Consider the following 25602-nt stretch of genomic DNA (forward strand, 5'->3'; position numbering starts at 1 on the left):
CGGAACCCGCTCGGCCCACCCGGGTCGGCGTGCCACAACATGTGCCACAGCAGAAGGAATACGGGGGAATCATGTCTCTTCGAAGCCAGCTCACGCGGCGTACGCGTCTCGCTCTCATGGGTGTTGCCGCCGGAGGCGTTGCGTCCGCAATCGCCGTGACGTCGATCGCCATCAGTGACTCCTCGGATCCGGTGACGGTCGCCGCGGGACAGGAGACCGACTACGGGCCCGAGCCCGAGGCCGACAGCGCGCTCGTCACCCAGGCCGGCGAGTTCTCGACGATGGCCACGGCCACGCTCTCGCGCGACACGATGATCAACCGGGCCCGCACGTGGCTCACGGCCGACAAGGGGGGCCCGGTCCCCTACAGCATGGAGCGCAACTGGAAGGACGGATACCGGCAGGACTGCTCCGGCTTCGTGTCGATGGCGCTCGGGCTGGGGAAGCCCGGCCTGAACACCGTGGGACTGGCCGACTCGCGCAACGGTGTCACCAAGCGGCTCAGCAGCGTGAGTCAGCTCAAGAAGGGTGACCTGCTGATCGACTACAGCACCACCGACGGCGACTTCCGCCATGTGGTGATCTTCGAGAAGTGGGTCAACGCGTCGCACAGTGCCTACTGGGCGTACGAACAGCGCGGTACGTACGGCACGACCCACCGGCAGCTCAGGTACGGGATCGGCAGTGACAACTACGACCCCTTCCGTCCGGTCAAGCTGGGTGGCGGTGGCGGTGGCGGGCAGCTTCCCTCCCCGAGCGTCTCCTGGCCGGTCCTCAAGAGCGGTTCCCGGGGCGCGGACGTGAGGTCCGCCCAGCGGCTGCTGGCCGCCGGGGGCCACAAGGTCGAGGCCGACGGCGTCTTCGGCACGAAGACCCGCTCCGCTGTGATCACGTTCCAGAGGTCCCGGTCCCTGGCCGCCGACGGCGTCATCGGCCCGAACACCTGGTCCAAGCTGATCAGGACGGTGCGGTCCGGTTCGACCGGCCAGGCGGTGAAGGCGGCGCAGACACAGCTGAACGTCTACGGCTACGGTCTCGCGCTCGACGGCTCCTACGGCTCTAAGACGAAGTCGGCGGTGGTCGCATTCCAGAAGAAGCACCACCTGAAGGTCGACGGCGTCGTCGGCCCGGAGACCTGGCGCGTCCTGCTCGGCACCCGCTGACGCGGGCGGCCCCTGGGCGACGGCTCCTTCCCACCGCGCAGGCGGCGGGAAGGAGCCGTCGCCGTGCCCGCCCCGTCCGTCGCCGTGCCCGCCCCGTCCGTCGCCGTGCCCGCCCCGTCCGTCGCCGGCGCGTGGCCCGCGATCACCGACGAGACCGGGACGGCCCGGTCCACGCGGCGAAAACCGGATGCCGTAAGGCGCGGAGAGCCCTCATGCTGAGGCGCATGAACGACCAGACCGGTCAGCCGCGTCACGAGATCCGCGCGCGGCACACCGACTCCACCGTCACCGTGTACCAGGCCTATCAACCCGCGATCGGACTGCCCGCCGCCCGTGACGGGCGTTTCCCGCCCGCCTGGAAGCGCGACCGCATGACGTGGATCAAGCCCAGCTTCCTGTGGATGATGTACCGCTGCGGCTGGGGCACCAAGGAGGGCCAGGAGACCGTACTCGCCGTGGAGATCACCCGCGAGGGCCTCGCCTGGGCCCTGGATAACGCCGAACTCTCGCACTACGTCAGGGGAGTGCACCCGGACCAGGCCACCTGGCGGCGGAACCTGCGCCGCAGCCCCACCCGCGTCCAGTGGGACCCGGAACGCGACCTCCACCTGAACGCGCTGCCGCACCGCTCCCTCCAGCTCGGACTGAGCGGGGAGGCGGCACGGCGTTACGCGGACGAGTGGCTGGTCTCCGTCACCGACGTCACGCCGCTCGCCCACGAGATCCACGCACTCGTCAGGACGGGCGAGACCGACAGGGCATCCGCTCTCCTGCCCGTCGAAACACCCCTCACCGGCCTCGGTGCTCCGGTGCCGGCCGGCCGCTGAGGGCCGGCACCTCCACGGCTCCGTCCTCGGAAGCGCGCAGGGGAGCCCCGCGGTGGTGGTGGCGCGACTGGTGCGGATGTGCGCGTATGTGCCCTTTCGTGGGGCCGGGTGTACCGCATGCGGAGTACGAGGAGGGCCGGACGTACCTCCCAGGGATGCCGCGCACCTCCCCCCGGGGGCGCCCCGGCCTCCGGGCCGCTCCGTTTAGGGTCGAGTCATGGAGAACCCGACTTCCCGGTGGCGGCACCGGCTGCCCCGTACCCGAGGCCGGTGGGCCGCGGTCGTCGCCGCCCTCGCCGTGCTCGTGGGCGCCGGTACCTGGACCGCCACCGCCGACGACAGTGAGCCGTCCGTGCACCGGCAGGACCAGATGCTGAAGATGAACGGGGTGTCGGTCGACACCTCGTACTTCACGTCCGGAGGCACCGGGCGCCGGCCGGCCGTCCTGATCGGACACGGCTTCGGCGGCAGCAAGAACGACGTGCGCGCACAGGCCGAGAAGCTGGCGGCCGACGGGTACGCCGTCATGACCTGGTCCGCCCGGGGATTCGGGAGGACCACCGGGGAGATCACCCTCAACGCCCCCGACGGCGAGGTCAAGGACGTCTCCGGGCTCATCGACTGGCTCGCCGACCGGCCCGAGGTGGAGCTCGACGCGAAGGGCGACCCGCGCGTCGGTGTCACCGGCGCCTCGTACGGCGGCGCCGTGTCCCTGCTCGCCGCCGGGTACGACGAACGCGTCGACGCCATCGCACCGGTGATCAGCTACTGGAACCTCGCCGACGCGCTGTTCCCCGACGGCGTGTTCAAGAAGCTCTGGGCCGGGATCTTCGTCAGCTCCGGCGGCGGCTGCCAGAGGTTCCAGAAGGAGCTGTGCGAGATGTACGAGCGGGTCGCGGTCAGCGGCAAGCCGGACACCGCCGCGCGTGAACTGCTGAGTGAACGTTCCCCCGAGGCCGTGGCCGACCGGATCGACGTGCCGGCGCTCATCCTCCAGGGCCAGAGCGACTCCCTGTTCCCCCTCGGCCAGGCGGACGCCATGGCCGAGGCCATCAAGGCCAACGGCGCACCCGTGTCCGTCGACTGGATCTCCGGAGGGCACGACGGCGGGGACGACGAGGGCGATCGCGTCCAGGGCCGGGTCGGTGACTGGTTCGACCGCTATCTGAAGAAGGACGAGGGCGCCGACACCGGGCCCGGCTTCCGTGTGACCCGGACCGGTGGCGTCGACTCCACCGACGGCGCCGCCCTGAAGCGCGGTGCCGACAGCGACGCTTACCCCGGGCTGACCAGCGGCGGACGGAAGATCCCCCTGACCGGCGCCGGGCAGCAGCCCGCGACGGGCGGCGGCCAGGGCGGCATGACCGGTGGTGGCGGGCAGGACGACACCACCGGCGGAGGGGACCAGGACACCCCGGCCACCGGCGGCGCAGGCAGCGGACGTAAGGCACCGGACGGCCTCACCCAGACCTTCCGCAACCCCGCCGGAGCAGCCCCGCCCTCCGTCTCCGCCCTCCCCGGCATCGGGGGCGGGCTCTCCCAGCTCTCGTCCCTCGGCGTCGGGCTCTCCCTCGACTTCCCCGGGCAGTACGCACGCTTCGAGTCCGCCCCGCTGGAGCGCTCCGTCCACATCACCGGATCTCCCACCGTCACCGTGGACGTGAAGGCGGACCACGGCGACGCGGTGCTGTTCGGCAAGGTCTACGACGTCTCGCCGGACGGGAAGCAGCAGGTGCTGCCCTCCCAGCTCGTCTCCCCCTACCGGATCACTCCTGCCGAGCAGGGCAAGCCGGTCGAGCTGACCCTGCCCGCCGTCGACCACGAGGTCGACGCCGGACACCGGCTCCGCCTCGTCCTCTCGGCGACCGACCTCGCCTACGCCTCACCCGCCGAGCCCGCGACGTACACCGTCACCCTCGACGGGGCGCTGACCGTGCCCACCGCACCCGGCGTGAAGACCGCGGCGGCCACCCTGCCCTGGTGGACCTGGGGCCTCCCCGCAGCAGCCGCGGTCATCGCCGCGGCCCTCCTGCTCACCGCACGCAGGCGCACCGCCACCCCCGCCCCGGACCCGGCCCTGACCGGTGTTCCTCTGCAGATCACGGGCCTGTCCAAGAAGTACGCCAAGTCCACCGACCGGTACGCGGTGCGCGACCTCGGCTTCCGCGTCGAGAAGGGTCAGGTCCTCGGCCTCCTCGGACCGAACGGCGCCGGGAAGACCACCACCCTGCGCATGCTGATGGGGCTCATCACCCCCGACGCCGGCGAGATCCGGGTCTTCGGGCACGCGATCCGCCCCGGGGCGCCCGTGCTGTCCCGCGTGGGGTCCTTCGTCGAAGGCGCCGGTTTCCTCCCGCACCTGTCCGGCCGCTCCAACCTGGAGCTGTACTGGCAGGCGACCGGGCGGCCCGCCGAGGACGCCCACATCGACGAGGCCCTGGAGATCGCCGGGCTCGGCGACGCCCTGGCCCGCGCCGTGCGCACCTACTCCCAGGGCATGCGGCAGCGTCTCGCCATCGCCCAGGCCATGCTCGGCATGCCGGACCTGCTCATCCTCGACGAACCGACCAACGGCCTCGACCCGCCCCAGATCCGCGAGATGCGGGACGTCATGATCCGGTACGCGGCCGGCGGCCGGACCGTGATCGTGTCCAGCCACCTCCTCTCCGAGGTCGAACAGTCCTGCACGCACCTGGTGGTCATGGACCGCGGACAGCTCGTCCAGGCCGGACCCGTCGCCGAGATCACCGGCTCCGGGGACATGCTGCTCGTCACCACGGGCGCCGAGGTCACCGAAGCACTCGTGGACAAGGCGGCCGCCCTTCCGGGCATCGGCTCCGCCGTCCGCACGGACGACGGCCACGGGCTGCTGGTCCGTCTCGACGGCGCCACCGCGGCGCAGCTCGTCGCCGAACTGGTGCGTCTCGACGTGCCGGTGACGGGCGTCGGGCCGCACCGCCGCCTGGAGGACGCGTTCCTCACCCTCATCTCCCAAGGATCCGCATGAGCTCCGCACCAGAGATCCAGGCCCTCGCCGAAGCCCCCGGCTACCACGCCCGCCGGACCCTGCCGCTGCGCGTCGAGGCGATGAGGCAGCTGCGCAGGCGCCGCACCCTGCTCATGGGCGGGGTGCTGGCGGCCCTGCCGTTCATCCTGATCATCGCCTTCGCCATCGGCGGCACGCCGGGTGGCGAAGGAGGCGGCGGGGGCGGCTCGCGGATCAACCTCATGGACGTCGCGACGGAGTCCGGGGCGAACTTCGCGGCGACCTGCCTCTTCGTCTCCGCCGGATTCCTGCTCGTCGTCCCGGTCGCCCTGTTCTGCGGGGACACCGTGGCCTCCGAGGCCAGCTGGTCCTCGCTGCGCTACCTCCTCGCGGCACCCGTGCCCCGGGCCAGGCTGCTGTGGAGCAAGCTCGTCGTGGCACTCGGCTTCAGCCTCGCCGCAATGGTGCTGCTGCCGCTCGTCGCACTGGGCGCGGGAGCCGTCGCGTACGGCTGGGGGCCGCTCAAGCTTCCCACCGGGGGCGCGCTGGCCACCTCGGACACCGTGCCCCGCCTCGCACTGGTCGTCGCCTTCATCTTCGTCTCGCAACTCGTCACCGCGGGGCTGGCGTTCTGGCTGTCGACGAAGACGGACGCACCGCTGGGCGCCGTGGGAGGCGCGGTCGGGCTGACGATCGTCGGCAACGTCCTGGACGCGGTCACCGCTCTCGGGGACTGGCGTGAGTTCCTGCCCGCGCACTGGCAGTTCGCCTGGGCCGACGCACTCCAGCCCGATCTCGAATGGGGCGGCATGGTCAAGGGCGCCGCGGTGTCGGTGACCTATGCCCTGATCCTGTTCGCCTTCGCCTTCCGCGGGTTCAGTCGTAAGGACATCGTGTCCTGACCTTGACGTTCCGCCACGCCACCGCCCGCCGTTGCGCCATCGAGACGGTTCCGCAACGCTTCTGACGACTCCGCCCGGCCTCCTCACACGTCACATTCACAGATGTCTACGACGTGGGGGGTACGGATGGACCGCAGGGCAAGGACGTATCGGGGAGGGCTCGCGCTCCTCCTGGTGGGCGGGATCCTGATGACCGGATGCAGCGGATCGGGTACGACCAGCGATTCCGGATTCGACCGCGGTGCCGGCAGTGGCGGACCCGCCGGGGGGAGGCAGCCCTCCGGCGGGTCCGCGGCACCGCAGCAGGAGGACGGAGCGAGCCGGGCGGAGGACGGCCCGGCCCGGGAGAGCGCGGCGCCCGACTACCTGTCGACCTTCGCTCTCGACGTGGACACCGCGAGCTACGGATACGCGCGCCGCACCCTCGGCGACGGACAGCTGCCGGCAGCGGACACGGTGCGCCCGGAGGAGTTCGTCAACAGCTTCCGCCAGGGCTACGAGCGCCCGAAGGGCAACGGCTTCGCGGTGAGCGTCGACGGCGCACGTTCCGACGCCGCGGACTGGTCGCTCGTCCGGGTCGGGCTCGCCACCAAGGCCGCCTCGAACACCGCTGAACGCCCTCCCGCCGCACTGACCTTCGTCGTCGACATCTCCGGTTCCATGGCCGAACCGGGCCGCCTCGACCTGGCGAAGACCTCGCTGGGGATCCTCGCCGACGAACTGCGCGACGACGACTCCGTGTCCCTGGTCACCTTCAGCGAGGAGGCAGAGACCCGGCTTCCGATGACCCGGCTCCAGGGCAACCGCGCCAAGCTCCGCGACGCCATCGAGGAGATGGAGCCCGCCGACTCCACGAACGTGGCGGCCGGCGTCGAACGGGGCTACGGGGAGGCGGTCGAGGGTCACCGCAAGGGCGCCACCAACCGGGTCGTCCTGCTCTCCGACGCCCTCGCCAACACCGGCGAGACCGGTGCCGACGCGATCCTGGAACGCGTGGGGGACGCCCGCAAGGAGTACGGCATCACCCTCTTCGGGGTCGGGGTCGGCAGCGACTACGGCGACGAGCTGATGGAACGCCTCACCAACAAGGGCGACGGCAACACCACCTACATCGCCGACGAGACACAGGCCAGGAAGGTCTTCGTCGACCAGCTTCCCGCCCATGTCGAACTCCGGGCCCGTGACGCCAAGGCCCAGGTGGCCTTCGACCGCAGGACGGTCCAGCAGTTCGAACTGATCGGCTACGAGAACCGCAAGGTCGCCGACGAGGACTTCCGTGACGACGGTGTCGACGGCGGTGAGGTCGGCCCCGGCCACACGGTGACCGCGCTCTACGCCGTACGGCTCCGCAAGGGTGCCTCCGGCCACGTCGCGACGGCCACCGTGCGCTGGCTGGACCCGAAGACGCGGAAGGCCCACGAGGAGACCGGTTCGGTGGAGACCGGCGCGGTCGGCGGAAAGCTCTGGGACGGTGCAGGCGCACGGCTCCAGGTGACCGCGGTGGCCGCGTACTTCGCGGACACCCTGCGAGGCGGCGACCTCCCCGGGACGCCCGCGCTCGGCGAACTCGCCACCCGGGCGAGGAAGCTGGCCTCATCCACCGAGGACAGCGCGGTGGAGAGGCTCGCCACGATGATCGAGCAGGCCGACCGGATCAGGAGCGGCGGCGACGACGAACCGCCGGGTGACGAGGGCGAGCTCGGCTGACACGGCCGACCGGGGCCCGGCGGGTGAGTACCCCGACCGGGCCCGTCCTGTCGGTGGCGGCTGGTAGAAAACTACGACACCAACCGAACAGGCCTTCAGGAGACGCGAGTTGTCGTACGTCCACCATGTCGCGCAGTTCCACGGACTGCCGGCCTTCACCTTTCCGCCGTACGCGGACCCCACGGATCTGCCCGACGCGGGAGCCGTGGCCTGGCGTCTGCACTGCGGGCCGTACTCGTCCGACGAAGAATACGAATCCTACTGGGGGCGGTTCACCGAGTCGGTCGACCTGGGCGGGATACGCGCCCTGGTCTTCGGCAGCCCCTGGTACGACGGCGAGGGCGGCAGCGGTCTGCACGAGCTGATCGATCTGGCTCCCCGGTTCACCGGGCTCGAAGCCTTGTTCCTCGGCGATCTGGAGGACGAGGAGGCGATGATCTCCACGATCGCTCTGGACGATCTCGCGGAGCTCCTGGAGACGTTTCCAGGCCTGCGGGAACTGGCCGTGCGAGGGGGCGACGGGCTGCGGTTCCCCGTGACGGGCCACGAAGGGCTTCGGGTGCTGCGCGTCGAGTCCGGCGGGCTGCCGCCCGCCGCCGCAGCCCAGATCGCCGCCGCTTCCCTGCCGTCCCTGGAACGCCTGGAGCTGTGGCTGGGCGACGAGGACTACGGCGGTGGCACCACGGCCGAGGACCTGGCCCCCCTGCTCGCCGGCACCGGCAAGCCCGCCCTGCGACACCTGGGGCTGCAGAACGGCCCGCACCAGGACGAGTTGGCGGCGGCCCTGGCCTCCGCCCCGGTCGTACGCCGGCTCAGCTCGCTGAGCCTGTCGATGGGCACCCTCGGCGACGGGGGCGCGGAGGCGCTCCTGACCGGCCAGTCGCTCGGCCACCTGCGGGAGCTCGACCTCTCGCACCACTTCCTCAGCGAGGACATGATGCTGCGGATCTGGACGGAGCTGGAGCCGCAGGGGGTGCGGGTGGACCTCACCGCACGGAACGAAGAGGAGGACGAAAGGTTTCCCGAGCTCGGGACAGGGCCCAACCGGTACGTCGCCGTGAGCGAATGACCGCCCTCGCCGAGCCCGGCCGCTCCTCCTCCGCTGTCGAAAGGCCCGCACGATGAGATACACCCCCGAGTTCCAGGACCCGGACGACCTTCTGCTCGTCAGCCGCCATCTCAACGGCCGGCGCCCCTGGCTGAGCCCCACCGGGCAGGTGCCGTACGCGCATGTGCTGTACGCCGCGGCCGTACGGGGCCACGCCCCCACCGCGGTCGTCGCCCGGCTGGCCGCCCTGGGACACACCGATGTCCAGCATTCCGGAGCCCTCTGGCCCGACTCCATCGGCATCGAGGACGCCGAGCTGGTCAAGAGGAAGGGGCACGACAGCTACTCGCAGCAGTGGATCGATGTCGGTGAGCCCGTGTCACTGCGCGAGATCGTCGAAACGGCGGGGCACGCCAAGAGCTCTCCCGCCGACATCGCCCGCCGACTGACGGCCCTCGGCTACCGGCTCGGCGACAGCGGACCGCTCCCCGGGTCGCCGAACCCCCGTGACGTCATGCTGATCCGCACGGACCGCCGGGGCGACGGCAGTTGGCTCGGATGGGGCGACGAGGTGTCCGCCGCCCATGTGCTCGAGGCGGCCGAGTACCTGGCCTGCAGCCCACATGCCGCCGCCACGCGCATGTCCGCTCTCGGCCTCCGGCTCCCGTACACCCCCGAGCCCGACGACGAGCGGATCCTCAGGTTCGGTGACACCCACCACGCCCGCTATCCCGGCCGTTACGCGTCGGCACCCCTCGGGCACGTCCTCGCCGTCGCGCGGGAGACGGGGCGCCGGCCCGCGGACATCGTGGCCAGGCTGAAGGTGCTGGGGGTCGGGGGACCGGGCGCAGCGGTGCCCGACTCCCCGCAGGACGACGACCTCGTCATCCTCAGCGAGGAACTCGACGGCTGCCGGCCCTGGTTGCAGAGGAACACGGTCGTCGGCCTTCGGATGCGGCACATCCTGCGCGCCGCCCTCGCCACCGGGCGGAGCCCCGCCGGGATCACCGCGAGGCTGACCGAGCTGGGGCACTGGCTGCACGAGAACGCCGAGCTGCCGGAAACCGCCGACGAGGCGGACGTCCGGCTGCTGGAGACCGTCGACCGGTCCTACCTCGACGACGTCCACCTGGAGAACGTCCTGCGCAGCGCGAGCCTGACGGGCCGGAGCCCCGCGGACGTCGCCTCACGGCTGACCGCCCTGGGCTACACGCTCCCCGACGAGGTGGAGTACCCGGACGTACGGGGTGCGCTCGCCGCGTCCTGACCCAGGTCCGCCCCGGCCGTCACGGACAGCCGGGGCGGACGCCGGTCAGGCCAGGTGGAACACCTCGGTCAGCGGGACCATGGCCTCGTCGGCGGCCTCCGACTGCTCGAAGAACTCGGCCATGTCCCGCTGCCACCGGGCGTTGACCTCCGTCGCGGCCATCGCGTTCCGGGCCGCGTCGAAGTCCTCCGTCTCCAGATACCCGACCAGCAGGCCGTCCTCGCGCAGGAACAGCGAGTAGTTGTGCCAGCCCGCCTCCGACAGCGCGGCGAGCATGTCCGGCCACACCGCGGCGTGGCGCTCGCGGTACTCGTCCTTGCGGTCCTCACGGACCTTCAGCAGAAAACAGACGCGCTGCATGGAGTCGGCCCCCGATCAGAAGTCGAACGTGTCGATGTTCTTGGAGTCGAAGACGGTCGGCTCGCCGAGGATGACCTCGCCGTCCTTGCCGATCGTGTACTCACCGAGCTTGCCCGCCTCGAACTTCTCGCCCTCCGCGCCGGTGATCTGCCCCGATGCCAGCGCGGCGGCCGCGTAGGAGCCGAGGTACCCGAGCTCCTCCGGGTTCCAGAGCGAGAACTGCTCGACCGTGCCGTCCTTGACGTACTTGCGCATCTGGTTCGGCGTGCCGAGACCGTTCAGCACGACCTTGCCCTTGTACGAGGAGTCGCTCAGGTAGCGTGCCGCGGCGGCGATACCGACCGTCGTGGGGGAGATGATGCCCTTGAGGTCCGGGTAGGCCTGCATGAGGCCCTGCGTCTGCTGGAACGACTTCTGGTCCGCGTCGTCGCCGTACGCGACCTTGACCAGTTCCATCTCCTTGTACTCGGGGAGCTTCAGCTCCTCCTTCATGAACTCGATCCAGGTGTTCTGGTTCGTCGCGTTCTGCGTGGCCGACAGGATCGCGACCTTGCCCTTGTAGCCGATCTGCTCCCCGAGGTGCCTCACCAGGCTGCGGCCGATCTCCTCCGAGCTGGCCTGGTTGATGAAGAGCTGCCGGCAGTCCTTCGCCGTGTCGGAGTCGTACGCGACGACCTTGATGTCCTTCTTCATCGCCTGCTTGAGCGGGCCGCACACCGCGTTAGGGTCGTTCGCCGCGACGAGGATGGCGTCCTGGCGCTGCTGGATCAGGGTGTTGATGTAGGAGACCTGCGAGGACGCGTTCGCGTCGGACGGGCCGACCTCCTTGCCCGTGCCGCCGTACTCCTTCGCCGCCTCGATGCCCGCCTCGTCGACGATCTTCTCGTACGGGTTGTTGATCTGCTTGGGCAGGAAGGCGATCTTCAGGCCCTTCTTCAGCGGGGCGTCCGGGTCGGCCTTCGCCGAGCTCGCGGCCTTCGCGCCCCCGCTCTCCTTGCTGTCCTTCGTGGTGCCGGAACAGGCGGTCAGGGCCAGGGCGAGGGAGACGGCGGTGGCTGCGGTCGCGACGGCGCGGCGCCCGGCGGCATTGCGGAGCATCATGGCGGCGTGTGCCTTTCGATGAAGGAGCTGGGAAGGACGGAGACGGGGGAGAGGGGGAGGGGTCACGGCTGGGGCGCGGGGGTGTTCGCGGCCCGCCGGTGCCGTCGTTCGACGACCGTGGCGATGACCCGTGGGGTCAGGACGGACGCCACGAGCAGCAGTCCGGTCACGATGACCTGCACCTCGTTGGCGATGTCGTTGAGCGTGAGCAGGTTCTTCAGGACACCGATCAGCAGGACACCGGCGACCGCGCCGAAGAGAGTGCCCTTCCCGCCGTCGAAGTCGATGCCGCCGAGCAGGACGGACGCGATGACGAGCATTTCGAAGCCGAGTCCGTTGTCCGCGCGGGCGCTTCCGTACCGGAGGGTGAAGACGACACCCGCGAACGCGGAGAACAGCCCGGTCACGACGAAGAGCAGCAGCTTGATCCGCTTGACCCGGATGCCGGCGAAGTACGCGGCCTCCTCCTGGGAGCCGATCGCGAAGAGGGAGCGGCCGAGTCCGGTGGCGTGCAGCACCACCGCGGTGACCGCGGCCAGGACGATGAAGAGCAGCACCGGATAGGTGAGGAAGGTGCCCGGGACGGTCGTGGTGTCGACGGCCCAGTCCGCGTAGACCTGCGGGAAGTCCGTCACCGCGTCGCTGCCGAGCGCCACCGAGGCCAGCCCGCGGTAGAGCGCCAGGGTGCCGATGGTGACGGCCAGGGACGGCAGCCCCACCTTGGTGACCAGCCAGCCGTTGAGGAGACCTCCGGCGACGCCCACCAGGAGCACCACCGGGACGATCGTCTCGAACGCCCAGCCCGCCTCCCAGAGCGCACCGGTCAGCGCGCTGCCCAGGCCCAGCATGGAGGCGACCGAAAGATCGACCTGGCCGGCGACGACCAGGAGGGTCATCGGCAGGGCGATGATCGCGACCTCGGCGATGTCGTTGAAGGCGAACGCGAGGTTCTCAGCTGAACCGAAGCCCTCGGTGGTCCCGAGCCCGACGACGAGAACCGCCACCAGCAGGACACCGACCGCGGTGTCCCAGCGCAGCGCCAGGCTGCGCACGGGAGAGGGCTTGGATCCGGCCCGCGGCGTGGGAGCCGCCTTGGTGTCAGGCGCCGTGGTCATGACGGGCGTTCCTCTTCCTCAGTGCGGCGGTCATCCGCAGGTTCACGATCCGGTCGACGCTGATGGCCAGCAGGAGGAGGGCACCGGTGATGGCGCCCTGCCAGAAGGAGTCCACCTTCAGCACGACCAGGACGCTGCCGATGGTGGTGAGCAGCAGGGCGCCGAGCGCCGCGCCCCATACGGTGCCGGTGCCGCCGGTGATGGCGACACCGCCCACGACGACGGCGCTGACGACGGTCAGCTCCCAGCCGTGCGCGTTGTCCGCGACGACGGTGCCGAAGCGGGCCAGCCACAGGGCCCCGGCGAAGCCGGCCACCGCCCCGGAGAAGGCGTACGCGGCGAGCACCCGGCGGCGGATCGGAATTCCGGCGAGGCGGGCGGCCTCGGGGCTCGACCCGATCGCGTACAGCTCGCGCCCCGAGCGGTAGCCGCGCAGGAAGTACGCCGTCGCCGCGAGCAGGACCAGCGCGATCAGCGGCAGGTACGGGACGCCCAGGACACTGCCGCTGCCGAGGCCCAGAACCGCCTCGGGCACGTCGGAGGCGCTGATCTGCTCACCCTGCGCCCACCAGTAGTCGATGCCCTGGATGATGTAGAGCATGCCCAGGGTCACCACGAGCGCCGGGACCCTGCCGAAGCTGACGAGGGCGCCGGACACCAGGCCGCAGACCACACCGATGGCAATGCCGAGCAGCATCACCGTCAGCACCCCGTGGTCGGTCCCCGCGACGAACTTGCCGCAGGCGAAGGCGGAGAGGCCCACGACCGAGCCGACCGACAGGTCGATGTTCCGGGTGATCACCACGGCGGACTGGCCGACCGCGAGCAGCACCAGGATCGACGCGTTGAGCAGCAGGTCCTTGACGCCCTGGTCGGACAGGAAGAGCGGGTTGGCCAGGTAGGTTCCGAGGATCAGCAGGACCAGCGCCCCGGCGATGGAGATCTCGCGCGCCCGGAAGACCGCGTCCACGAGCGAGGAGGCACTCCGCTCCGGCGCCTTCGCGGTGTCGGGGGGACTCCCGATGGTGGTGGTCATGCCGCTGCCCTTTCATTGCGTCCGGTGGCCGCGGCCATGACCGACTCCTCGGTGGCGCTGCCGCGCGGGATCTCGGCGACGAGCCGGCCCTCGTGCATCACGAGCACCCGGTCGGCCATCCCGATGACCTCGGGGAGATCGGAGGAGATCATCAGTACGGCCAGGCCGTCCGCCGCGAGTGAGGAGAGCAGCCGGTGGACCTCCGCCTTGGTGCCGACGTCGATCCCGCGGGTCGGTTCGTCGACGATCAGCACGGCGGGCCCGGTCGCCAGCCACTTGGCCAGCACGACCTTCTGCTGGTTGCCGCCCGAGAGCACGCCCACGGTGTCGGCCAGCCGGTTGTACTTGAGCTGGAGGCGCACCGCCCAGTCGGCGGCCCTGTCGTGCTCCAGAGCCCGGCTGACGAGCCCGCGCTTGCGGACCTCGTTCAAGCCGGTGAGGCCGATGTTGCGCTCGATCGACATATCCATGACCAGACCACGCTGGCGCCGGTCCTCCGGTACGAGCGCGAGACCGGCGTCCATCGCGGCGGTCGGCGAACCGGGGCGCAGCACCGTGCCCGCCACCTTCACCTCGCCCGCGTCGGCGCGGTCCACACCGAAGACCGCCTGGGCGACCTCCGTGCGCCCGGCACCGACAAGCCCGGCGAGCGCGACGATCTCGCCGCGGCGGACGTCGAAGGACACGTCGCGGAAGACGCCCTCGCGGGTCAGCCGGTGCACCGACAGGGCGACCTCGCCGACCTCGGCGTCCTGCTTGGGGTAGAGGTCGTCGAGGTCACGCCCCACCATCCTGCGCACCAGGTCGTCCTCGGTGAGCCCCTCGAGCGGCTCGGAGGAGATCCACCGGCCGTCCCGCAGGGTCGTGACGCGCTGGCACAGCTCGAAGATCTCGTCGAGGCGGTGGGAGATGAACAGCACCGCCGCGCCCTCCGCGCGCAGTGCGCGGACGACGGCGAAGAGCCGGGCGGTCTCGCTGCCGGTCAGGGCGGCCGTCGGCTCGTCCATGATCAGGACGCGGGCGTCGAAGGAGAGCGCCTTGGCGATCTCGACGATCTGCTGGTCGGCGATCGACAGCCCGCGGGCGGGCCGGTCCGGGGCGAGATCGACCCCGAGCCTCCGCATCAGTGCGGCGGTTGTCTCGTGCACGGCTCTGCGGTCGATGCGCCCCAGGGACCGCCGGGGCTGACGGCCCATGAAGATGTTCTCCGCGATGGAGAGATCGGGGAATAGCGTCGGCTCCTGGTAGATGACGGCGATGCCGGCGTCGCGTGCGTCCGCCGGGCCGTGGAAGACGACGGGCTCGCCGTCGAGGAGCACCTCGCCGCTGTCCGGTCGGTGCACTCCGGCGAGGGCCTTGATCAGGGTCGACTTGCCTGCGCCGTTCTCCCCCGCGAGTGCGTGGGCCTCGCCGGGGAACAACTGCAAAGACACGTCCTGCAGAGCCCGTACGGCACCGAAGGACTTGCTCACGCCCTTCAAGGCCAGGACCGGGGCCGGGTCCGGGGCGGACTGGTTCATGGGAGCTCCTCAGCGGTGGGACCGTTCCGCGCCACCCGCCGTGAAAGGTTTCAATCAGGTTGCTCGGAAGCTAAACGGGGATTGCGGGCGCAGTCAATGGGTTGATGCCGAGAAGTTCCAGGAAGAGGCGCGATGTACGACCTGAAAGGGGGTGAGGGGCGGGCGCCCTTGACAGCGTTCAGGGCAGTCCACTATCTTCCGTGCGCTTGAATCGATTCATATAACGGTCATGCATCGCTGCACTCGCAAGTGCGCACCAGGTGCCGCCCGTTCAGGTCCGGACGGCGGGGTCCGCGGCTGCCGGATGGGCCGGTCCGAGGAGAACGGTCAGCCCCGCCCTGCCGGGAACCGGCACCTGGACCTGGTGCCAGCCCGCGCGCCGGTAGAAGCGCAGTGCCGCCTCGGCGTGCACGGATGTGAGCAGCCAGCACCGACCGCCCGGTGCGTCCTCGGTGACCGCCGACAGCAGCGCCGCCCCCAGTCCGGTGCCTCGGCATCCGGGGGACACGGCCAGTTCGTCCACTTCCACGGCCCCGCACAGCCACGCCGTGACCCGGTCCGGGCCGAGCGCCTCGGCGACATGCCCGTAGCTGCGGCCGGAGGGGAAGGTGCCGGGTGTGGTCCAGGCGGTGGCGAAGCCGGTGACGGCGTCCCCGTCGAGTGCCAGGGCTGCGGTGAACCCGGGGCGCGCCGCGTCGCCGGCGAGCCGCTCGGCGTACCGGGCTGCCGCCGAGGGGCCCTCGTTCCACGGCGGCGCCGAGAACACGTCGGCGTACACCTGGCGGATCCCTTCGGTGTGCGCGGCGAGGTCCGCACCTTCCATCCGCCGGATCCGCGTCATCGCACCACTCCCCGCCCTGGACCGTTCCGGAAAGGATAGGTCGCGACGCCCCGGCCCGAAGTGCCGTCGTGGCGGCACCCGGGGTCTCGACGGGGAGGTTCGCGGTCTCCTGTGCGGAGCCTGCGGGGCGAGTGGACCGGGGGATGGGGTGTGGAGCGCTTCATCCTGGGGGTGACGTCGAGGCGCGGTTGAATCGTTTTATGCCTTCATCGGCGCGAGAGGGCCCCCTGCTGTGCGGCCCCGGGATGCTCTCCGGCGGGGAACTGCCCTGTGGCGCAGGGTGTTTCGTCACTTGTTGTCCGCACTGCTCCGCATCGGTTCTCCCGACTCGCGGCGCCCGTGGGGGAGGAGGTCGTGCACGGCTCTTGTGGTCGACGTGGCGGTCTGCGTATCTTCCTGCCGGGATATTGAAACGTTAAAACCTGCATGTCCGTCCGCTCGGACGGCATGCGTGCCGACGGGCGAACCAGCAGGGTGGCGAGATGCAGAACAGACCGGGCTCCGGAGAGACGGCCGGGAACGAAGCGGCGACGAGAGCCGGAGCGGACGACGGGACAGGCCCGCTGAGCAGCCTCCGACGACGGGCCGTCCTCGGGATGGCCGCGGCGGCCGGTGCCCTCGCCGCGCTGCCCCTCTCCGAGGGGACCGCGACCGCCGCGCCGGCCTCCCCGGCCGGCGGCCCCGCCGCCAAGGGCGCCTTCGCCCGCCGCTTCGCCGACCCTGCCGCTCCCGTCCGGCCCAAGTTCCGCTGGTGGTGGCCGGACGCGCTGGTCGACAGCGACGAGATCGAGCGCGAGATCGATCAGATCGCGGCCGCCGGATTCGGCGGCGTCGAGATCGCCGCGGTCACCCACAGCCTCTCCGAACCCGTCGACCCGGTACGACACGGCTGGGGTACCCGCGCCTGGACCGACGCCGTCGAAACCGCTCTGCGCAGGGCCCGCAAGCGCGACATCGTCGTCGACCTCACCCTCGGTCCGGCCTGGCCGGCGGCCGTCCCCGGCATCACGCCCGACAGCCCCGGCGCGGTCAAGGAGCTCGCCCACGGCGTCACGGTCCTCCCGGCCGGCGGCGCGTACTCCGGGCCGTTGCCCGAGCCCGTCACCGCCCCGGGCTCCGGCGTCACCACCCGCACGCTCCACCGGGCCCTGGCCGCCCGGGTCGCCGCCGGTGCCTCGCCCACGGCCACACCCGTACAGCTCGACCTGGACACCGTCACCGATCTCACCTCCCGCGTGCCCGCGGACGGAACCCTGGAGTGGACGGCCCCCGACGAGGGCACATGGCTCGTCATCGCCTGCTGGGAGCGGGGCTCCGGCCAGCGCCCCGAAGGCCCCGCGCACACCTCCCCGCTCAGCTACGTCGTCGACCACTTCAGCGCGGCGGGCACCCGCGCGGTGATCGACCACTGGGAGGAGCACATCCTCACCTCCCGCATGCGCGCGCTGCTGCGCGAGAACGGCGGCGCGCTCTTCGAGGACTCCATCGAGATGGAGACGCACGCCACGCTCTGGACCCCGGGCATCGCGGCCGAGTTCGAACGCCGCACGGGCTACGCCCTCGCCCCGTACCTGCCCGCGCTCCTCCAGACGAAGGAGAAGTACGTCTTCGCCTTCGACGCCGTCACCAACAAGGCGGTCCGGCGGGACTTCATGGAGGTCGTCACCGAGCTGTACGTCGAGAACCACCTGCTGCCGGTGCAGAAATGGGCCCACTCCCTCGGGCTCCAGCTGCGCATCCAGCCGTACGGACTCCAGACCGACGCCATGTACAAGGCGGCCGTCCTCGACATCTCCGAGGGCGAGTCGCTCGGCTTCAAGAACCTCGACGACTTCCGCACCCTGGCGGGCGGCCGGGACATGGGCGGCAAGCTCATCCTCTCCAACGAGGCCGGCGGCACCGCGGGCGGCGCCTACGCCACCACCTGGGACGCCACGCTCAAGAAGCTCGTGACCCAGTACGCGGCCGGAGTGAACCAGGCCGTCTTCCACGGCTTCGCCTACGCCTCCGCGCCCGGCGCCGCCTGGCCCGGCTTCGCCGCCTTCTCCCCGTACAACGGCGGTACGGGCTACGGCGAGGCCTGGGGCCCGCGCCAGCCGACCTGGGGACATTTCCCGGACATCGCGGGCTACTTGAGCCGCACCCAGCAGGTGCTTCAGACCGGGGTCAACAAGGTCGACGTCGGTGTCCTGTGGCAGAAGGGCTACGCCGGCTCCGGACTCGGCGCGTCCTGGTTCACCGCCGACGGTGTACCGGTCGGCTGGACCCACCTCTTCCTCAGCCCACGCCTGCTCGACCTCCCGAACGCCGTGGTGAGGAACGGCGTACTCGCGCCCGACGGGCCGGCGTACAAGGCGCTGCTCGTCGACGGCGACGTCATGATCGGCCGTGAGCACACCCTCCAGACCGACGTGGCCGAGAAACTCCTCGGCTACGCCCGCAAGGGCCTGCCGATCATCGTCATCGGCGACTGGAGCGACGGCCATGTGCCGGGCATGCCCCGCACCGGCGACAACGACAGGCTCCTCGCACTGATACGGAAGCTCCTCGCCCAGCCCACCGTCAGCAACGTCCCCGACCGCCCCGACGTCCCGCAGGGCATCGCGGCGCTCGGCCTGACCCGGGACGTCGAGTACGCCGAACCGTCGATGCTGCTGCACAACCACCGCGCCGACAGCGACGCCGACTACTACTTCTTCGCCAACGACGCGGTCAGCAGGAAGAACTCGACCGGCACCCGGATCAGCCACGACGTCACGCTCACCACCCGCCACCGCGACGTCGTGCCGTACCGCCTCGACGCGTGGACCGGCACGATCGAACCGCTCGCGGCCTACACGCGGCTGTCCGACGGACGGCTGCGGATCCGCGTCACCCTCGAACCCGGCGCGACCACGATCATCGCGACCGCCCGGCCCGGCCGTTGGGCCACCGGCCCCGCCCCGCAGTGGCACGCCACCGCGACCGAGGCCGCCGAGGTGCGCCGCGCCGCCGACGGCAGGCCCGAGATCCGGGACACCCGCCCGGGGACGTACGCCACGACCCTCGGCGACGGCCGCACGGTCACGGCGGTCATCGACGACGTACCGGAGCCGGTCCCGCTGACCCGCTGGACGCTGACGGCCGAGGACTGGACCCCGGGCGCCACCCCCTCCACCACCCGCAGGACCCGCCGCACGGTCGAGCTCGACGGGCTCGTCCCCTGGTCCGAGATCCCGGAGCTGGCCGATTCCTCCGGCATCGGCCGCTACCGCGTCACCCTCGGCCTCGGCCGGCCCTGGACCGGCGGTCACGGCGCGACGCTGGAGCTGGGCGAGGTCTTCGACACCTACCGGGTCACCGTCAACGGGCGCCATCTGCCGCCCGCGGACCAGGTGACGACCGCCGTCGACGTCGGTCCGTATCTGCGCAGGGGGACCAACACCATCGAGGTTGAGGTCGCCACGACCCTGCTCAACCGGCTCAGGGTGTCGAACGCGCCCGTCTTCGGTGTGGCGCAGCGGCAGAAGTACGGCCTGGTGGGGCCCGTGCGACTCGTTCCGTACGGCAGGGCGGCCGCCGGCCGCTGAGACGAGGGGACGGGGCTGACGCGGGCCGGGTGGCTCCCGGACGACGTGTCCGGGTCAGTGCTTCCTGGTCACGTCAGCCGCGCCGGGTGGCAACGGCCTGCGCCGTTGCCACTCCTGGGCCAGCTCGGTGGGGAAGCGGCGCCCGCTCCGGGCCAGCACCACTCCCTCCACCAGCAGGATTTCGTCCCCGCCGCCGAAGCGCTCCTCCGCCGTGCCGAGCGCCCGCCAGGCACCGGGCCCGCCACGCCCCGCGGAGGAGCGCCACCGGGTGGTCGCGTAGCTGCTCCGGTCCAGGACGTGGACGATCCCGTCGCTGATCCGCAGGCTCACGTGGACGCGGCTGAGGCCGGCGGTCCGCTCGGGCGGGACGAGCCCGTGGAGGGCGATCCCCGCCGGGCCGGGGGCCCTGCCGACGGGCACCGTCGTGCCGTTCTCCAGCGTGAACCTCGCCTTCAGCTCCCCGTCCAGCAGCAGTTTCAGCTGGACGGTGGCGGTGCGGGGGCCGTCGTCGGAGAGGACACCTCCGTGTACCTCGCACGTCGGTGCGCCGCGGCGCATCCGGGGGAGCAGCGCCGCGGCGCCCCTGGCGGTGTCGTAGAGCGTGCAGCGCCGGTCCTCGCAGCGCCAGTTGCGGCTCACCACGTCGAAGCGGGGCCTGCGGCGCGAGTCCAGCAGGCCCTGCTTCTTGAGGGCGTCCTCCTCCAGCTTCATGGAGATGGCCACGGCGGCGGCGACGCCCATGTCGACGGGTACGAGACGGACGGTTCCGCCCGGGCCCGGGAGTGGCTCCAGGAAGTCGTCGGTGTTCCCCTGGAGCCAGGGGCGTTCACCCCGCGCGCCTCGGAAGCGGTCGCCCGTGACGACCGGGATGCCGGTCAGCTCGCAGAGTTCCAGCAGCCGGTCGTCGGCGTCGGGCAGCTCCTCGACCAGGCCGCGGCGCACCCAGCTCCCGAGCAGCCGGATGTCCGCCGGATCGCCGAACTCCCGGCGTCCGCCGTGGCGCAGGCTCGTGTCAGCGACCAGATACAGCTTGACGTCCGGGTCGCGTGCCAGTGCCTTCGCGGCCTCCACGAGCAGCCGCAGCCGGCGCAGCGACCGGGCGCCTGGCTCCCCGAGCCTCCGGTCGCGTACGACGTTGGACAGGTCCACGAGGAAGCAGGCCTCGTGGAAGTCGGTGGTGAGGTGCTTGTCCATCGGATCGGCCTCCGCGCCGCCGGCCGCTACTCGTCGATCTTCCAGAGGGTCAGCTTCGTCACGAAGTCGGGCAGCTCGTTGGCGAGGTCGCCCTTCACCGAGTTCGGAAGGACGTCGGTGATCTCCAGCATCGCGAGGTTGCCCTCGGCGGTGACCGTGCAGAGGATCGTGCCCTCGGAGATGACCTCGCCGGCCTTCAGGTCCTCCGCGAGGATGCTCGACGGCAGGGTGTCCGTGTCGGCACCGTCGCGGCACTGCTGCGGCTCCTTGCCCGCGCTCCTGCCCATGGGGGTGAGGAACTGCAGGTCGTCGTTGGACCAGTCCTGATACGTCATCTCCAGGTCCTCGACCTCGCCGATCATGCCCTTCGGGAACAGCTTCGGTGCGTCCAGGTCCACGTGGGTGCCGGTGCCGTAGGCGGGCGCGCGGATCGTGAGCGGCTTGCCCGCGAAGACCTCGGTGTAGGTGGCCTGCTCCGCCGGGGCGTTCGATCCCCCCTGCCCCGGCCCGGCGGACGCGCTCTCCTTCGGGGACGCGGAGGTGCTGCCGGTTCCCGCGGTCGTACGCGGGCCCGCGGACGTGTCTGTGCCCTCGCCGTCGGGCCTCGCGATCATCCAGGTCGCGGTGACGGCGATGACGAGCGCGATCACCGCCCCGGCCACCAGCAGGGCGGGCGGGACGCGCCGGGCGGGCCGCGTGGGTGCGGGCGGGGCCGTGGTGGGGTGCCGGGGCGCGGTGCCCGGCGGGGCCGGCGCCCAGGTGCCCGAGGAGGCGGGCGGCAGGCCCGGGCCGGTGCCGGGCGGCACCGTGGCTCCCTGACCCGGCCCGGTCTCCGCCGTGCCCCGGTCGGGGGCCGGCAGGGGCTGCCGGGAGGCCTGCTCGCGCCGGGAGATCTCCGCGGCGAGCGCCGGGGGCAGCCAGTCGTCGAAGTCGCGCAGTGACCGGCCTGCCGCCTGCTCGCACAGCTGGGCCAGCTCGGCCGGCGCGATGCGTTCCAGGGGGTCGGCGGTCAGGCAGCGCTCCAGGAGCGGACGCAGCGGGTCGGGGTAGTCGTCCAGCTGGGGAGGCCGGTGGGAGGTGTTGGCTATCTGCGCGGCGACGGTGATCACGCCGCCCGATCCGTAGGGGTGGCGGCCGGTGGCCGCGAGAGCCGCGATCAGGCCGAGGGAGAACACGTCCGAGGCCGGTCCGACGGAGTCACCGAGGGCGTGTTCCGGCGACATGAACTGCGGGGTTCCGATGAGACCGCCGCTGCGGGTGAGCTGGGTGGCGTCGACGGCGCGTGCGATGCCGAAGTCGATGACGCAGGGCCCGGCCGGGCCGAGAAGGACGTTGCCGGGCTTGAGGTCGCGGTGCACGACACCCGCCGCGTGGATCGCGGCCAGGGCCTGCGCGGTGCAGCCGACGAGCTGGAACACGGCGGGGAGGGGCAACGGCCCGAACGTCTCCAGGGCGTTCTGGAGCGACACTCCGGGGACGTAGACCGAAGCCAGCCAGGGGAGGGGCCCCGAGGTGTCGTGGTCGACCACGGGTACCAGGTGGTAGCCCTGCACCCGACGGGCCGCCTGTACCTCCTGTTCGAACCGGCGGCGGAATTCGGGGTCGTCCCCGAACTCCTGCCGGATCAGCTTCAGGGCGACGGCCTGACCGCCCCGGGTGTGCGAGAGGTAGACGGTGCCCATGCCGCCCTCGCCGATGCGGGCGAGGAGCCGGTACCCGGCGGTCTCGCCCGGATCCTGGGGGCCAAGAGGTCTGAAGATGTCGCCGTCGGTGCTGATGGGGAGCCTCCCCTGCTCGTCCCTGCCGAAAATGCCCGAACGGGAGCCTACGACAGCTGATGCTCTGTCAAATCACTTCTTGTGAAAGTGAGTTCGTACGTTCGGTGCGTCCTGGGAGGTTACGGACGACGCGGAAGAAGATGTGCTGTGAACCAGTCCTGGGCGAGGTCCGCGACCCGGTCCAGGGCGCCCGGCTCCTCGAACAGATGGGTCGCACCCGGGACGATCTCCAGCCGGTTCTCGCAGTGCAGCGCGGCCTGCGCCTGCCGGTTGAGGCCGATCACCGTGGTGTCGTCACCGCCCACGACGAGCAGGGTGGGAGCCCGTACCCCGGACAGGTCGGCACCGGCCAGATCGGGGCGCCCGCCACGGGAGACCACGGCGCCGACGCCCGAGTCGGCAGCGGAGGCGGCCCGCAGCGCCGCAGCCGCTCCCGTGCTCGCCCCGAACGAGCCGACCGGGAGATCCACGCGGTTCCTCAGCCAGCGGGTGGTGTCGGCCAGCCGCCCGGCGAGCAACCCGATGTCGAAGACGTTCGCACGGTAGACCTCCTCACCGGGCGTGAGCAGGTCGAAGAGCAGCGTGCCCAGGCCGGCGCGGTTCAGGACCGCGGCCACGGAACGGTTGCGCGGACTGTGGCGGCTGCTGCCCGAACCGTGGGCGAACACCACGACCGCCCCGGCGTCCGCCGGGAGCACCAGATCCCCGGAGAGCGGTACCCCGCCCGCGTCCACCTCGACCTCCTCGGCCGTGGCGACATCGGCGGAAGCCCGCGCCAGCAGGGCGACGACCTCCTCGTCGGACGTCTGGGAGAAGTCCCGGTACCACTCGCCGACGGCGGAGAAGAGGCTCGGCGTGGACAGGCAGACGACCTCGTCGACGTCCTCGCGCAGCCTGGCGGCGACATCCGGCGACGCGACCGGTACGGCCAGGACGACATGGGCGGCGCCCTGGGCCCGCACCACCTGGCAGGCAGCCCTCGCGGTCGCCCCGGTGGCGACCCCGTCGTCCACCACGACCACCGCGCGCCCCTCCAGCGACAGGCGGGGCCGCCCCTCCCGGTAGGCGTGCGCCCGCCGGACGAGCTCCGCCGCCTCGGTGCGTTCCACGGCCACCAGGTCCTTCTCGCCGACCCCGGTACGACGGACGATCTCCTCGCTGATGACCCGCACCCCGCCCTCGCCGATGGCGCCGAACCCCAGTTCGGGGTGGTACGGGACCCCGAGCTTGCGGACCACGATCACATCGAGCGGGGCGCCCAGGGCCTGCGCGACCTCGTAGGCCACCGGTACCCCGCCGCGCGGCAGCCCCAGGACGACGGGTTCGTGTTTCCCCAGATGCCGCAGCGCCGCGGCGAGCCGGCGCCCGGCGTCCGTGCGGTCGGTGAACTGCACGGTGGTTCACCTCCAGGAGAGGTACTCGTCAGTGGGGGAGCACGGAACGCACACGCACATCCCCCACCTTCGAAACAATCCCATTTGCGCCGGTTCGGCAAGTCGGGGACGGTCGGTCGTATGGAGCGAATCGGCGCGGTCCTGATCGACATCGACGGCGTACTCACCGTGTCCTGGGAGCCGCTGCCCGGTGCGGTGGAGGCCATGGAGGCCCTGCGGGCCGCGGAGGTGCCGCTGGCGCTGGTCACCAACACGACGTCCCGGACGCGCGCCGCGATCGCCCGGCGGCTCGCGGATGCGGGCTTCTCCGTCGGTCCCGACGACATCCTCACGGCGCCCGCCGTCACCGCGACCCACCTGCGCGAGCACCACCCCGGAGCCCGCTGCCTGCTGATCAACACCGGTGACGTCCGGGGTGACCTGTCCGGGGTGCCCCTCGTCGAGGAGGAGGACACCGAGGGCGCCGTCCCCGACGTCGTCGTCCTCGGCGGCGCCGGCTCCGCCTTCACCTACGCCGCGCTCAACCGGGCCTTCCACCTCGTCCAGCGGGGCGCGGCCCTCGTCGCCATGCACCGCAATTTGTACTGGCGCACCGCCGGCGGACTCGACCTCGACACCGGCGCCTTCCTCCTCGGCCTGGAGCGCGCCGCGCGCACCGAGGCCGTCGTCACCGGCAAGCCGTCCGGGGCGTTCTTCGCCGCGGCGCTGGCACACCTCGGTGCCGACCCCGCCCGGACGCTGATGGTGGGCGACGACATCGAGACGGACGTGCTGGCCGCCCAGCGCCACGGCATCACCGGGGCACTGGTCAGAACAGGCAAGTACCGGCCGGAGACCCACGCGGCGGCCGACGGCACCCCGGACCACGTGGTCGACTCCTTCGCGGACGTACCCGCGCTGCTGGAACGGTCGGGCCGCTGAGTGAAGTTGGGGGAGCTCCGGCCGGACCGCTGTTACGAGATGGCCCGGAGTCGCCCGTGCGTCGGCAGGTCGGGGAGCCGGGCCAGCGCCTGCGACGTCTCCTCGTCGGCGGGGAGGAAGACGACCAGTTGCTGGGCGTCCGAGGCGAGGTCGAGCGTCTCGCGGAGCAGTCGGAGTTCGCCCCCGGCCGGGTGCTTGAGGCGGAGGGCTCCGCGTCGCGGGACCTCATGGCTGTTCAGGCGGCGGGTGAAGTCGGGGCCCGCTACGGGGGCGAGTTCCGCGGTGAGCCGCTCGGAGCTCCCGATGGACGGCGCGAGCCACAGGTCGAAGGCCTGCTCGTCGGCGACGGCGTCCCAGTCGGCGAAGAACGTCCGGGCGCGGGGGTCGGTGAAGACGTAGCGGGTGAGGTTCGGGGCGTCGGAGTCGAGAAGCCCGGTCCCGCCGGTCACCGACTCGTACGCGCTGGTGCGGGCGAGGACGTCGCCCAGCCGGTTGGTCACCATGGCGATGCCCGGTTCGAGGAGGCGGAGCGTCTCCAGTACCTGCGGGCGGACCTCCCGGAGCGGCGGTGCGGGCCGGGCGTGGGCGGTGCACTCGCCGCCGGTGATCTTCGAGAGGAAGCGCAGATGCTCGCGCTCGGAGGCGCTGAGGCTGAGCGCGTCCGCGACCGCGTTCACCACCGCGACCGAGGGGTTGCGGTCACGGCCCTGCTCCAGGCGGGTCAAGTACTCCACGCTGATACCGGCACGCCCGGCGAGGTCCGAGCGCCGCAGCCCCGGTGCCCTGCGCCGCCCGTGGTCCGGCAGGCCCAGCGACTGCGGCTGGATGCTGTCACGTCTGGCCCGGATGAAGTCTCCCAACGGCGTCCCCATG

General features: G+C 71.6%; 19 protein-coding genes. 9 read left to right on the plus strand and 10 right to left on the minus strand.

Going from position 1 to position 25602, the window contains the following annotated elements; all coding sequences use genetic code 11:
• The first annotated feature begins 71 nt into the window (after positions 1–71).
• The 7 genes from P8A20_RS23650 to P8A20_RS23680 all read left to right on the plus strand — a co-directional run bounded on the left by P8A20_RS23650 (position 72) and on the right by P8A20_RS23680 (position 9900).
• Complete coding sequence (locus P8A20_RS23650; RefSeq protein WP_306104213.1) at positions 72–1163, plus strand: C40 family peptidase; 1092 nt, start codon at positions 72–74, stop codon at positions 1161–1163.
• 224 nt (positions 1164–1387) lie between these two features.
• Complete coding sequence (locus P8A20_RS23655) at positions 1388–1990, plus strand: DUF4291 domain-containing protein (RefSeq protein ID WP_371606436.1); 603 nt, start codon at positions 1388–1390, stop codon at positions 1988–1990.
• 217 nt (positions 1991–2207) lie between these two features.
• On the plus strand, positions 2208–4997 hold the full coding sequence (locus tag P8A20_RS23660; protein WP_306104215.1) for an alpha/beta fold hydrolase: 2790 nt from the start codon (positions 2208–2210) through the stop codon (positions 4995–4997).
• Positions 4994–5878 carry an ABC transporter permease gene (locus P8A20_RS23665; protein WP_147963480.1) on the plus strand — a complete coding sequence of 295 codons (885 nt, stop codon included), beginning with the start codon at positions 4994–4996 and terminating at the stop codon, positions 5876–5878. Before P8A20_RS23660 ends, P8A20_RS23665 begins: the two co-directional genes overlap by 4 nt.
• A gap of 126 nt (positions 5879–6004) precedes the next feature.
• Complete coding sequence (locus P8A20_RS23670) at positions 6005–7585, plus strand: vWA domain-containing protein (protein ID WP_306105191.1); 1581 nt, start codon at positions 6005–6007, stop codon at positions 7583–7585.
• Between the two features lie 109 nt (positions 7586–7694).
• Positions 7695–8654: an STM4015 family protein gene (locus P8A20_RS23675; protein ID WP_147963479.1), complete on the plus strand. Its 960-nt coding sequence runs from the start codon at positions 7695–7697 to the stop codon at positions 8652–8654.
• Positions 8655–8706: 52 nt separating this feature from the next.
• Positions 8707–9900 carry a wHTH domain-containing protein gene (locus P8A20_RS23680; RefSeq protein ID WP_147963478.1) on the plus strand — a complete coding sequence of 398 codons (1194 nt, stop codon included), beginning with the start codon at positions 8707–8709 and terminating at the stop codon, positions 9898–9900.
• Between the two features lie 45 nt (positions 9901–9945).
• On the opposite strand, the gene P8A20_RS23685 is transcribed toward P8A20_RS23680, so the two are convergent.
• From P8A20_RS23685 to P8A20_RS23710, 6 genes are all read right to left on the minus strand, one after another.
• Positions 9946–10260: an L-rhamnose mutarotase gene (locus tag P8A20_RS23685; RefSeq protein WP_147963477.1), complete on the minus strand. Its 315-nt coding sequence runs from the start codon at positions 10258–10260 to the stop codon at positions 9946–9948.
• Between the two features lie 15 nt (positions 10261–10275).
• The gene (rhaS, locus tag P8A20_RS23690) at positions 10276–11361 is read right to left on the minus strand and encodes a rhamnose ABC transporter substrate-binding protein (RefSeq protein ID WP_306104216.1); all 1086 of its coding nucleotides are present in this window, start codon (positions 11359–11361) and stop codon (positions 10276–10278) included.
• A 62-nt stretch (positions 11362–11423) separates the two neighbouring features.
• On the minus strand, positions 11424–12476 hold the full coding sequence (locus P8A20_RS23695; RefSeq protein ID WP_306104217.1) for an ABC transporter permease: 1053 nt from the start codon (positions 12474–12476) through the stop codon (positions 11424–11426).
• Positions 12460–13512: an ABC transporter permease gene (locus P8A20_RS23700; protein WP_147960793.1), complete on the minus strand. Its 1053-nt coding sequence runs from the start codon at positions 13510–13512 to the stop codon at positions 12460–12462. Before P8A20_RS23700 ends, P8A20_RS23695 begins: the two co-directional genes overlap by 17 nt.
• The gene (locus P8A20_RS23705) at positions 13509–15032 is read right to left on the minus strand and encodes a sugar ABC transporter ATP-binding protein (protein WP_147960792.1); all 1524 of its coding nucleotides are present in this window, start codon (positions 15030–15032) and stop codon (positions 13509–13511) included. The genes P8A20_RS23700 and P8A20_RS23705 overlap by 4 nt, the downstream gene beginning before the upstream one ends.
• 271 nt (positions 15033–15303) lie before the next feature.
• Positions 15304–15873 carry a GNAT family N-acetyltransferase gene (locus P8A20_RS23710; RefSeq protein ID WP_306104218.1) on the minus strand — a complete coding sequence of 190 codons (570 nt, stop codon included), beginning with the start codon at positions 15871–15873 and terminating at the stop codon, positions 15304–15306.
• Between the two features lie 482 nt (positions 15874–16355).
• Between P8A20_RS23710 and P8A20_RS23715 the strand changes: the two genes are divergently transcribed.
• Positions 16356–19442, plus strand: coding sequence for a glycosyl hydrolase (locus P8A20_RS23715; RefSeq protein WP_306104219.1), 3087 nt, complete (start codon positions 16356–16358; stop codon positions 19440–19442).
• Between the two features lie 54 nt (positions 19443–19496).
• On the opposite strand, the gene P8A20_RS23720 is transcribed toward P8A20_RS23715, so the two are convergent.
• The 3 genes from P8A20_RS23720 to P8A20_RS23730 form a co-directional block, all read right to left on the minus strand.
• Entirely contained in the window at positions 19497–20636 is a 1140-nt protein-coding gene (locus P8A20_RS23720; protein WP_147960790.1) for an FHA domain-containing protein, read from the minus strand.
• Between the two features lie 26 nt (positions 20637–20662).
• A complete protein-coding gene (locus tag P8A20_RS23725; protein ID WP_371934441.1) occupies positions 20663–22447 on the minus strand; it encodes a serine/threonine protein kinase in 1785 nt (594 codons plus the stop codon).
• A gap of 86 nt (positions 22448–22533) precedes the next feature.
• On the minus strand, positions 22534–23808 hold the full coding sequence (locus P8A20_RS23730; RefSeq protein ID WP_306104220.1) for a phosphoribosyltransferase family protein: 1275 nt from the start codon (positions 23806–23808) through the stop codon (positions 22534–22536).
• A gap of 120 nt (positions 23809–23928) precedes the next feature.
• On the opposite strand from P8A20_RS23730, the gene P8A20_RS23735 reads away from it, so the two are divergent.
• On the plus strand, positions 23929–24729 hold the full coding sequence (locus P8A20_RS23735; RefSeq protein ID WP_147963474.1) for an HAD-IIA family hydrolase: 801 nt from the start codon (positions 23929–23931) through the stop codon (positions 24727–24729).
• 32 nt (positions 24730–24761) lie between these two features.
• Here the strand turns inward: P8A20_RS23735 and P8A20_RS23740 are convergent, their stop codons facing one another.
• Positions 24762–25601 carry a helix-turn-helix domain-containing protein gene (locus tag P8A20_RS23740; RefSeq protein WP_147963473.1) on the minus strand — a complete coding sequence of 280 codons (840 nt, stop codon included), beginning with the start codon at positions 25599–25601 and terminating at the stop codon, positions 24762–24764.
• Position 25602 lies beyond the last annotated feature (1 nt).

Source organism: Streptomyces sp. Alt3 (assembly GCF_030719215.1).
Taxonomy (GTDB): domain Bacteria; phylum Actinomycetota; class Actinomycetes; order Streptomycetales; family Streptomycetaceae; genus Streptomyces; species Streptomyces glycanivorans.